At 61.3% G+C, this 11074-nt stretch carries 6 protein-coding genes; 2 read left to right on the forward strand and 4 right to left on the reverse strand.

The features are described 5' to 3' along the window. Positions 1-81 precede the first annotated feature (81 nt). Positions 82-1512, forward strand: coding sequence for a cytochrome c oxidase accessory protein CcoG (gene ccoG, locus BLQ41_RS22665; RefSeq protein ID WP_090184615.1), 1431 nt, complete (start codon positions 82-84; stop codon positions 1510-1512). 130 nt (positions 1513-1642) lie between these two features. Then, complete coding sequence (gene mapR, locus BLQ41_RS22670) at positions 1643-3052, forward strand: GntR family transcriptional regulator MpaR (protein ID WP_090188774.1); 1410 nt, start codon at positions 1643-1645, stop codon at positions 3050-3052. Between the two features lie 150 nt (positions 3053-3202). Here the strand turns inward: mapR and BLQ41_RS22675 are convergent, their stop codons facing one another. The 4 genes from BLQ41_RS22675 to BLQ41_RS22690 all read right to left on the reverse strand — a co-directional run bounded on the left by BLQ41_RS22675 (position 3203) and on the right by BLQ41_RS22690 (position 11020). Further along, positions 3203-3949 carry an SDR family oxidoreductase gene (locus tag BLQ41_RS22675; protein ID WP_090184618.1) on the reverse strand — a complete coding sequence of 249 codons (747 nt, stop codon included), beginning with the start codon at positions 3947-3949 and terminating at the stop codon, positions 3203-3205. 91 nt (positions 3950-4040) lie between these two features. Further along, a complete protein-coding gene (locus BLQ41_RS22680; RefSeq protein ID WP_090184621.1) occupies positions 4041-6122 on the reverse strand; it encodes a putative bifunctional diguanylate cyclase/phosphodiesterase in 2082 nt (693 codons plus the stop codon). Positions 6123-6434: 312 nt separating this feature from the next. Beyond that, complete coding sequence (locus tag BLQ41_RS22685) at positions 6435-7916, reverse strand: efflux transporter outer membrane subunit (RefSeq protein ID WP_090184625.1); 1482 nt, start codon at positions 7914-7916, stop codon at positions 6435-6437. Continuing rightward, on the reverse strand, positions 7913-11020 hold the full coding sequence (locus BLQ41_RS22690) for an efflux RND transporter permease subunit (RefSeq protein WP_090184628.1): 3108 nt from the start codon (positions 11018-11020) through the stop codon (positions 7913-7915). Before BLQ41_RS22690 ends, BLQ41_RS22685 begins: the two co-directional genes overlap by 4 nt. Positions 11021-11074: the final 54 nt, after the last annotated feature.

Here is an 11074-nt window from a genome sequence, read left to right on the forward strand (position 1 = left end):
ATTGCAATACCTGAGTCTGTTATGCAAACAGATCGCTGGTCATAGTGCTCATGCCTGATGGAGGCTGATGAGCGAAAGACCATGAGCGATAGAATCCCCGTCCGAACCGTAGAAAGCATCCCGCCAGTCAAGACCTATGAGCCTTCGCGTCCAAAGATGAAGGCCAAGTCCAGCGACAATCTGATTCACACCCGCAGCTTCACCGGCCTGTTCCGTACCCTGCGCCTGAGCGGTGCCGGCTGCTTGTTCTTGCTGTTCTTCGGCACCGTGTGGCTGAACTGGGGCGATCGTCAGGCGGTGCTCTGGGACCTTTCCGAAAGCAAATTCCACATCTTCGGCGCGACCTTCTGGCCGCAGGACTTCATCCTGCTCTCGGCGTTGCTGATCATTGCCGCGTTCGGCCTGTTCGCGATCACCGTGTTCGCCGGCCGGGTGTGGTGCGGCTACACCTGCCCGCAGAGCTCGTGGACGTGGATTTTCATGTGGTGCGAGAAGATCACCGAAGGCGAACGCAACCAGCGCATCAAACTGCAGGCCGCGCCGTGGGGCCTGAACAAACTGCTGCGCCGCTCGGCCAAACACACCTTGTGGCTGGCGATCAGCCTGCTGACGGGCCTGACCTTTGTCGGCTACTTCACGCCGATCCGGCCCCTGGCCGAAGAACTGCTGACCTTGCAGATGGGCGGCGTCAGCCTGTTCTGGGTGCTGTTTTTTACCGGGGCGACGTACATCAATGCCGGCTGGCTGCGTGAAGCGGTGTGCATGCACATGTGCCCGTATGCGCGATTCCAGAGTGTGATGTTCGACAAGGACACCCTGACCATTTCCTATGACGTGGCCCGTGGCGAAAACCGTGGCCCTCGCAAACGTGAGGTGAAACCGGCCGACGTCGGCCTCGGAGATTGCATCGACTGCCAGTTGTGCGTGCAGGTCTGCCCGACCGGGATCGACATCCGCGACGGCTTGCAGATGGAATGCATCGGCTGCGCGGCGTGCATCGACGCCTGTGATTCGATCATGGACAAAATGGGCTACGCCCCCGGCCTGATCAGCTATACCTCGGAGCGTGAGTTGCAAGGTGGCAAGACCCGCCTGTTACGGCCACGGTTGATTGGTTACACCGCCGTGCTGCTGGTGATGATCAGCGCCCTGGTCCTCGCCCTGGTCGAACGGCCGATGGTGTCGCTGGATGTCAGCAAGGATCGCGGCTTGTTCCGTGAGAACAGTCAGGGACAGATCGAAAACATCTACAGCCTGAAGGTCATCAACAAGACTCAGACGCGCCAGGACTATCAATTGAGTCTGGTGGAGGGCGACGGCTTCCAGCTGCAAGGCAAGACCGAACTGAGCCTGGCGCCGGGTGAGATTGTCGATGTGCCGGTGTCGGTGGCCCTGCTCGCAGAACGTCCGAGCAGCAGTTCGCAGACGATCAGCTTCAAGGTTGTCGACAGCGATGAGCCGCAGATTTATAGCGTGGCGAAGAGCCGGTTTGTGGCACCGATGAACCGTTGAACCGTTAGACTGCGGTGCTGCCAATCGCGAGCAGGCTCGCTCCCACAGGGGTATGCGGTCAATTGTGGGAACAAGCTTGCTCGCGATGAAGTCACCTCGATTTCTCTGAATGACACCCATCGGGCACTTGATGAAACGCTACGAAAAATTCGCTGACGACATCGCTGAACTGATCCGCTCCGGCGTCCTTGGCCCCGGCCAGCGCGTGCCGTCGGTGCGCTACGCCAGCCAGACCTACGGGGTCAGCCCGTCCACGGTGTTCCAGGCCTACTACCTGCTCGAACGCCGGGGCCTGATTCGCGCGCGTCCGCGCTCGGGCTACTTCGTCAACGCCCATGCGCCGAGCCCGTTTTCGGAGCCGGTGATCAGCAGCCAGGTCAACGAATCCACCGAAGTCGACGTCAGCGAGCTGGTGTTCTCGGTGCTCGACTCGATCAAGGACCCGACCACGGTGCCCTTCGGCTCGGCTTTTCCCAGCCCGACCCTGTTCCCGCTGCAACGGCTGTCGCGCTCCCTGGCCAGCGCCGCCCGGGACATGGACCCGCGCATGGTCGTCACCGACATGTCGCCGGGCAACCCACAGCTGCGCCGACAAATCGCCCTGCGCTACATGGTCGGCGGGCTGATGCTGCCCATGGAAGAACTGCTGATCACCAACGGCGCGCTGGAAGCCCTGAACCTGTGCCTGCAAGCCGTCACCGAACCCGGCGACCTGGTGGCCATCGAAGCACCGGCGTTCTATGCCTGCCTGCAAATACTCGAACGGTTGAAGCTCAAAGCCGTCGGAATTCCGGTGCATCCACGGGACGGCATTGACCTTGGCGTGCTCGCGCAAACCCTCGAACGCCATCCGATCAAAGCGTGCTGGTGCATGACCAGTTTCCAGAATCCCATGGGCGCGACCATGCCCGAGGCCAAGAAGCAGGAACTGGTTGAATTGTTGCGCCGCCACCAGGTGCCGCTGATCGAGGACGATGTCTACGCCGAACTCTATTACGGCCAGCAAGCGCCGAAACCGGCCAAGGCGTTTGATACCGAAGGGCTGGTGATGCACTGCGGTTCGTTCGCCAAGAGCCTGGCCCCCGGCTACCGCATCGGCTGGGTCGCCGCCGGACGTTATGCGCAGAAAATCGAACGGCTCAAACTCATGACGTCGCTGTGCGCTTCGATGCCGGCCCAGGCCGCCATCGCCGACTACCTGCAACACGGCGGCTACGACCGGCACCTGCGCAAGCTGCGTTATGCCCTGGAAGAACAGCAAAGCGCCATGCTCGCCGCCATTGCCCGCTACTTCCCGGCGCAGACACGCGTCAGCCAACCCGCCGGCGGCTACTTCTTGTGGCTGGAACTGCCGCCGCAGATGGATTCGTTGAAGTTGTTTCAGATGGCGCTGGCGCAGGGCATCAGCATCGCGCCAGGGCCGATCTTTTCACCGACCCAGCGCTTCAGGAACTGTATCCGACTGAATTACGGGAGCCCGTGGACCGAGGAATCGGAGAAGGCGATGGAGACGTTGGGGCGGATTGTGCGGTCGTTCTGACAATTGGATGCCGGCTGGTCCGGCCCCTTCGCGGGCAAGCCCGCTCCCACAGGGTTTGTTGGTGCTCAGTAATGTTCTGTTCACCCCGTTCCACTGTGGGAGCGGGCTTGCCCGCGAAGAGGCCAGTGCCGGCACCGCAAATCTCAGAAATTAACGGCCGCCCCCAAGATCAACAAAAGTCCCGGTCGCATACGACGCCTTGTCCGACAACAACCAGATAATCGCCTCCGCCACTTCATCCGGCCGTCCGCCCCGGGCCATCGGAATGCCTGATTCGAGTTTGCTCACCCGGTCCGGATCACCGCTTAGCGCATGGAAGTCTGTGTAGATATACCCCGGTCGCACCGCGTTGACGCGAATGCCCTCGCCCGCCACCTCTTTGGACAGGCCAATGGTGAAGCTGTCCAGCGCGCCTTTAGATGCCGCGTAATCCACGTATTCGTTGGGCGAGCCCAAGCGCGAGGCCACCGAAGACACGTTGACGATGCTGCCGCCCTGCCCGCCATGCTTGGGCGACATGCGCAGGACCGCGTGCTTGGCGCAGAGAATTGGTGCCAGGACGTTGGTCTTAAGGGTTCTGAGAATGCGGAATTCGGACATTTCGTCGACACGGGACTTTTGCCCCACCGTGCCGGCATTGTTCACCAGCGCCGTGACCCGGCCCAGTTCGGTGTCCACCCGGTGGAACAAGCCGATCACTTCATCTTCGATGCTGACGTCGGCGCGGACCGCAATGGCTTGGGCGCCCAGCGCGCGGACTTGCTCCAGCACACGTTGCGCAGCCGCTTCGTCGGCCTGATAGTTGATACAGATCCGATAGCCCTGCGCGGCGGCCAACAGCGCGGTTGCGGCGCCGATGCCTCGGCTGCCGCCAGTGATGAGAATGACTTTGTCCATGCGAGCGTCCCCTAACAAACCTAAGCAGTCGGGGCCAAGAATAACCGCCATTGCCGGCTTTTGCATGGGCTCACATCAATCCCATGGCGATTCAACCTACCGCCAGTTGTTCCCCGCGATGAATGTCGGCCATGAAGCGATCTGCGGGCAGCGGGTGCCCCAACAGGTAACCCTGCAACGAGTCACACCCCAGCTGGGTCAGGAAATCCTGCTGGACACCAGTCTCCACGCCTTCGGCAACAATGCGCAGGCCCAACGCCTGACCGAGGGCGACGATGGCCGAGACAATGGCCGCATCGTCGCTGTCGTGTTCCAGATCGCGGACAAAACCACGGTCTATCTTCAGCTCGTTGGCCGGCAGGCGCTTGAGGTACATCAAACTCGAATAGCCGGTGCCAAAGTCATCGATCGACAGGTCGACGCCCATTTCCGAGAGTTCCTGAAGCACCGTCATGCTCGCGTCGGCATCGCTCATGGCGGTGGTTTCAGTGATTTCCAGGGTCAGGCTGTTCGCCGGCAGCTGATGGGTGGCCAGGGCTTTGGAAACGCTATTGACCAGGCCCTTGTGGCAGAACTGCAACGCCGAGAGATTCACCGCGATGCGCCAGTCGGTGTAGCCCTGCACGTACCACTCGCGCATCTGACGGCAGGCTTCGTTCAGCACCCATTCACCGATGGGAATGATCAGCCCGGTCTTTTCCGCAAGGTCGATGAACCTGTCCGGCAGCAGCATGCCCTGGGTCGGGTGCTCCCAGCGCAGCAGCGCCTCGGCGCCGACCGGGCGACGATTGCCGGCGTCGAACTTGGGTTGGTAATAGAGGCTGAACTGTTGCTGCTCGAGGGCGTTGCGCAAATCCTGCAGCAATTGCAGCTGGATGCGCGCGTTGCTGTTCATCGAGGCATCGAAAAAGCTGTAGCCGTTTTTCCCGGCGCCCTTGGCGTGGTACATCGCCGCGTCGGCGTTCATCAGCAATTCCTTGGCTGTCTGGCCATTGCCCGGAAACAGCGCAATGCCGACACTGGCGGAAATCTGCAGATCATGTTCGGCGACCCGAAACGAACTGCCGATCAACGCAACCTGCCGAGCTGCCAGATCCAACGCGTCGTTGGGCTCAATGAGGCGCACCAGCAGCACAAACTCATCGCCGCCGATGCGCGCCAGCGTGTCCTGGCTGCGCAAATCCTGACGCAGGCGCTTGCCCACCTCACGCAGCAACTGATCGCCCATGTGATGGCCGAAGGCATCGTTGACCGGTTTGAAACCATCCAGGTCGATGAACATCAGCGCAAAACAGCCGCCCTGCTCGTGCACCTTGGACATGGCTTGCTCGATGCGGTCGGCGAGCAACATGCGATTGGGCAAACCGGTCAGGGTGTCGTGCAGGGCCAATTGGGTGAGCTCGCGATTGGCTTCTGTCAGGGAGCGCGCGAGGTCGGCGGTGCGCGCTTCAAGACGCGCATCGAGCACCGACGTCAACAAAGCGATGCTCAACACCGCCAGCGTGGTGATCAGCACCAGGTTGTCGAGGCCTTTGCCGTTCAGGCCCGTGATCGCGGCACCGCAGAAGCTGCCATCCGGGAAACGCGCCGCCGCCATGGCGGTGTAATGCATGCCGACGATGGCGAGGCCCATGATGACCGCGGCGCCGGCGCGAAACAGACCTACGTACGGTGTGTGCTGACGCAGGCGAAAGGCGATCCACAACGCCGCGCCAGATGCGCCGACAGCGATCAGCAGCGACGCACTGAACAGCGTCGGGTCGTAATCGATACCCGGTTGCATGCGCATGGCGGCCATGCCGGTGTAATGCATGGCACTGATCCCTGCGCCCATGATCAACGCGCCGAACCCCAGTTGCCAGGCGGGCAAGAGTGGCTGGCTGACCAGCCACAGGGCAAAGCCGCAGGACAGGATTGCGGTCAACAGCGACAGGGCCGTCAGGGTGAAGTCGTACCCCAGATCGATGGGTAATGTGAACGCGAGCATGCCGATAAAGTGCATCGACCAAACGCCAACGCCCATGGCCAAGGCGCCGCCCGCCGTCCATAGGAACACGGCCCGGCCTTTGGCCGTGGCAATGCGCTCCGTCAGGTCGAGCGCCGTATAGGAGGCGAGAATCGCGACACAGAGTGAAATGACGACCAGCGTGGGTGAATAGCTACCGATGAGCATGTGGCTTCTCGTAATCGCTCTGCCGTACTGCTTCCGTTCTCGGCGGGGCAAATCCGGCGATTGTACTGATTGCGCAAAAGAACGCACTGACAATAATGGTCAAATGGCCATCAACCCGATGAAACGCTTGTTTGATTGAGCGCAAAGGTTCTGAAACAACACGCAGCCCGGTAGCACTGCAGGCCCGTCGAATTGTAGGAGCTGTCGAGTGAAACGAGGCTGCGATCTTTTGATCTTGTTTTTTTTAAAATCAAAGTCAAAAGATCGCAGCCTCGTTTCACTCGACAGCTCCTACAGGGGCATGTTTGTCGGTTAAGGGTTTTTGCTCACTTCCAGCGCCCCGTCCCAGCCACCGCCCAGCGCCGCGATCAACTGCACACTGGCGATCAGGCGGCTCTGCAACAAAGTCAGCACGCTGCGTTCGTTATTCAACGCCGTGGCCTGAACCACCACCACATCCAGATACGCAATCAGTCCGGCCTTGTACTGGTTCTGGATCAGGCGCAGTGATTCACGCGCCGCATCCAGCGCTTCCTGACGCACGCCCGCTTCATCCTCCAGCACCTTGAGCTGTACCAGATAGTTTTCCACCTCGCGGAAACCATCGAGCACGGTCTGGCGGTACTTGGCCACGGTTTCGTCGTAGGCCGCTTCACTGCGATCGACTTCAGCGGAACGCTGGCCGCCGTCGAACAGGGTCATGGCCAACTGCGGCCCGACCGACCAGAAGCGGTTCGGCAAGCTGATCCAGTTGGCATAGGTGCTGCTGCTGTAGCCACCGTTCAGGCTCAGCGTCAGGTCTGGGTAGTACGCGGCCTTGGCCACGCCGATGTTGGCATTGGCCGCCATCACCGAACGCTCTGCGGCAGCGATGTCCGGGCGGCGTTCAAGCAACTGCGAAGGCAGGCTCAACGGCACTTCGGGCAACGCCGGGATGTTCTTGGTCTCGGCCAGGGTGAACTCCGCAGGCGGCAGCCCGATCAGTACGGCAATCGCGTTCTCGAACTGGGCACGCTGCCAGATCAGGTCGACCATGTCCGCCTGGGTGCTTTTAAGCTGAGTCTGCGCCTGGGCCACCGCGTCCTTGCCGGAGACACCGGCGCGGTACTGGTTTTCGGTCATTTTCAGCGAGCGTTGATAGGCTTCGACGGTCGCTTCCAACAGGCGCTTCTGCTCGTCGATCACCCGCAATTGCAGGTAATTCTGCACCAGCTCCGATTGCTGGCTCAGGCGCATCGCCGCCAGGTCGGCAAAACTGGCCTGGGCATTGGCCGTGTCAGCTTCGAGGCCCCGGCGCAACTTGCCCCAGATGTCGGCTTCCCAACTGACACCGGCCTGCGCGGTGTAGGTGTCACGAATGCCGCTGGAGGAACTGGTCAGGCTCGAATTGCTGCTGCCGGTGCCCTGGCTGGAGCGGTTTTTGCCGACGGTCAAGTCCACCGTTGGAAAAAACGCGCCCCGGGCACTGCGCACCAACGCCTGGGCCTGACGGTACTGGGCTTCGGACTGGGCGACGGTCTGGTTGGAACTGTTGAGTTTTTCAATCAGGCCATTGAGCTGCTGATCGCCATACAGCTCCCACCAGGCGCCGCGGGCCAGGGAGTCGCTGGGCTTGGCCTGACGCCAGCCTGCCGCTTCCTTGTATTGCACCGGCGTCGCGGCGGGCGGGCGCTGGTAGTCCGGGCCGACAGCGCAAGCGCTGAGCATCGCCACACACAGCGTCAGGCTCAGCAAACGCGAGCCCCGGGCCGCCGCCAACGGGGTGGCCAGATTGATAAGCGATCGGTCAGTCATAGCGGAGTTTCCAGAGCAGCATCGGTACGCACTCCACGCCATTTGTTGAAACGATGGCGCAGTTTGTCGAGGTAGAGGTAAACCACCGGGGTGGTGTAAAGGGTCAACACCTGGCTGAAAATCAGCCCGCCAATGATGGTCAGGCCCAGCGGCTGACGCATTTCCGCACCTTCGGCGCGGCTCAGCAGCAATGGCAACGCGCCGAGGATCGCCGCCAGGGTGGTCATCAGAATCGGTCGCAGACGTTGCAGGCAGGCGCTGCGGATCGATTCCAGCGGCGTCAGGCCTTGGTGCCGTTCCAGTTGCAGCGCCAGGTCGATCATCAAAATGGCGTTTTTCTTCACCACGCCGATCAGCAGGAACAGCCCGAGCAGCGAAATCAGGCTGAACTCGCCACCCAGCGCATAGATCGACAGCAACGCGCCGACCCCGGCCGACGGCAACGTCGACAGAATGGTCAGCGGGTGAATATAGCTTTCATACAGCACACCCAACACCAGATACACCGCCACCAGCGCGCCGAGAATCATGAACGGCTGGCTCTTCTGGGTGGCGGCGAAGGCGTCGGCGGTGCCAGCCATTTTCACGATCACGTCTTCCGGCATGCCGAGCCGGGCAATCGCCCGCTCGATGGCCGCCGTACCCTGCTCCACCGTCACGCCTTCAGCCATGTCGAAGGCAATGCTCTCGGATGCGAACTGGCCTTCGTGGCTGACGCGGTCGTCTTCCAGGCTGTTTTCGTAATGAGCGATGGTTGAAAGCGGAATCCGCGCGCCGTCAGCGGTGATCACCTGCACCTGCTTGAGGGTGATCGGGTCTTGGGCGTATTTCGGATTGACCTCCATCACCACTTGATACTGGTTGAGGCTGTCGTAAATCGTCGAAATCTGCCGCTGGCTGTAGGCGTTGTTCAGCACGGCGGTGACCATGTTCATGTCGACGCCCAGGCGCTTGGCCTGATCGCGATCGACAATCAGCGTCACCTGTTGCGCGCCGCGCCCCTCGCGAGCGTCAATCGCCGTCAGTTCCGGCAGCGCCTTCAAGGCTGTCACGACTTTTGGATACCACTCGCGCAACTCGCCGAGGTCGGCGCTTTGCAGGATGTAGGAATATTGCGACGTGGTTTGCTCGCGACCGCCGCCGAATTGCAGGTCCTGATCGGCCATCAGCATCAGTTGCGCGCCAGGCACCTTGGGCATTTCCTTGCGCAGGCGTTCAATCACCTTCTGCGCGGAAATGTTGCGCTCCTTGATCGGTTTCAGACGCACCAGCATGAATGCGTTGTTGGTGCCGTTGGTGCCGCCGATGAAGCCGGCGACACTTTCCACCGCATCGTCTTTGAGAACGGCGCGGCGGAAGGTTTCCATTTTCGGCTGCATGACGCTGAACGACAAACCGTCATCGCCGCGCACGAATCCGATCAGTTGGCCGGTATCCTGCTGAGGCATAAAGGTTTTAGGAACAACAACATAAAGCGCAATGTTAACGCCAACCGTCAACAACAAACTGAGCAAGGTCAGTCGACGATGACGCAGCACCCAGTCGAGGCTGGTCGCGTATTTACCGACCATCCACTCGTTGGCACGCTGGCTCCAGCGCTGCAAACAGTTCTCCTGGCCCGGCGTGTGCGGCTTCAACCAACGCGCACAGAGCATCGGCGTCAGCGTCAGGGAAACCACCAGCGACACAACGATGGACGCCGCCAGCGTGATGGAAAACTCGCGAAACAGGCTTTCGATGATCCCGCCCATGAACAGGATCGACAGGAACACCGCCACCAGCGAGACGTTCATCGACAGCAAGGTAAAACCGACTTCCTGCGCTCCAAGGTACGCGGCCTTCATCGGCGGCACGCCCTCATCGATATGCCGGGAGATGTTTTCCAGCACCACGATGGCATCGTCCACCACCAGCCCGGTGGCCAGGATCAGCGCCATCAGCGACAGGTTGTTCAGCGAGAACCCGTAGAGGTACATCACCGCAAAGGTGCCGACCAGCGACACCGGCACCGCCAGAGTCGGAATCAGCGAAGCGCGGAAATTACCGAGAAACAGGAACACCACCAGAATCACCAGCGCCACAGCGATCAGCAGGGTCATTTCCGCTTCGTGCAGCGTCGCCTTGATCACCGGCGAACGGTCCATCGCCAGGTTCAGTTTGACGCTGGCCGGCAGCACGGCTTGCAACGCCGGGAGCTGGGCCTTGATCTCGTTGACCGTCTCGATGATGTTCGCGCCGGCCTGGCGGTTGATCACCAGCAATACCGCCGCGTCGTTATTGAAGAAACCGCTGTTGTAGCGGTCCTCGACGCCGTCGCTGACCTTGGCCACGTCCTTAAGGCGCAATGCCGCGCCGTCGGCGTAGTGAATGATCAGCGATTCGTAATCCTTGGCTTTTTCCAGCTGATCGTTGGCCTGAACCTGCCACAGCCGCTGGCTGTCCTCGACCGAGCCTTTGGGCCTGCGCACGTTGGCGTTGGCGATGGTGTTGCGCACATCGTCCAGGGCCACACCGTACTGATTGAGCGCCTGGGGTTCGAGTTCGATACGCACGGCCGGCAACGAACTGCCGCCGATCTGCACTTCGCCCACGCCCTGCACCTGGGACAGGCTCTGGGACAGAATCGTCGAGGCCAGGTCGTAGAGCTGGCCTTTTTCCAGCACATCGGAGGTCAGCGACAGCACCATGATCGGCGCCTGGGACGGGTTGACCTTCTTGTAGGTCGGCATGCTGCGCATCCCGCTCGGCAGCAGGTTGCGCGAGGCGTTGATCGCCGCTTGCACTTCTCGGGCCGCGCCGTTGATGTCGCGGTCGAGGTCAAACTGCAAAATCACCCGGGTCGAGCCCTGGCTGGAGCGGCTGCTCATGGTGTTGACGCCGGCAATCGCGCCGAACGAGCGCTCCAGCGGCGTGGCCACGGTCGAGGCCATGACCTCGGGACTCGCCCCAGGCAGGCTGGCCTGGACCACGATCACCGGGAAATCCATCTGCGGCAATGGCGCCACCGGCAACAGGCCGAAGCACACACCGCCCAGCAGCATGATTGCCAATGAGAGCAGCATGGTTGCCACGGGACGCTTGATGAACGGTCCTGAAAGATTCATAAGTGGCAACCACTAGCGGCAAGCGGCAAGCGGCAAGTGAAAAGCGGGACCTGC

It is taken from the genome of Pseudomonas arsenicoxydans (assembly GCF_900103875.1).
GTDB lineage: Bacteria > Pseudomonadota > Gammaproteobacteria > Pseudomonadales > Pseudomonadaceae > Aquipseudomonas > Aquipseudomonas arsenicoxydans.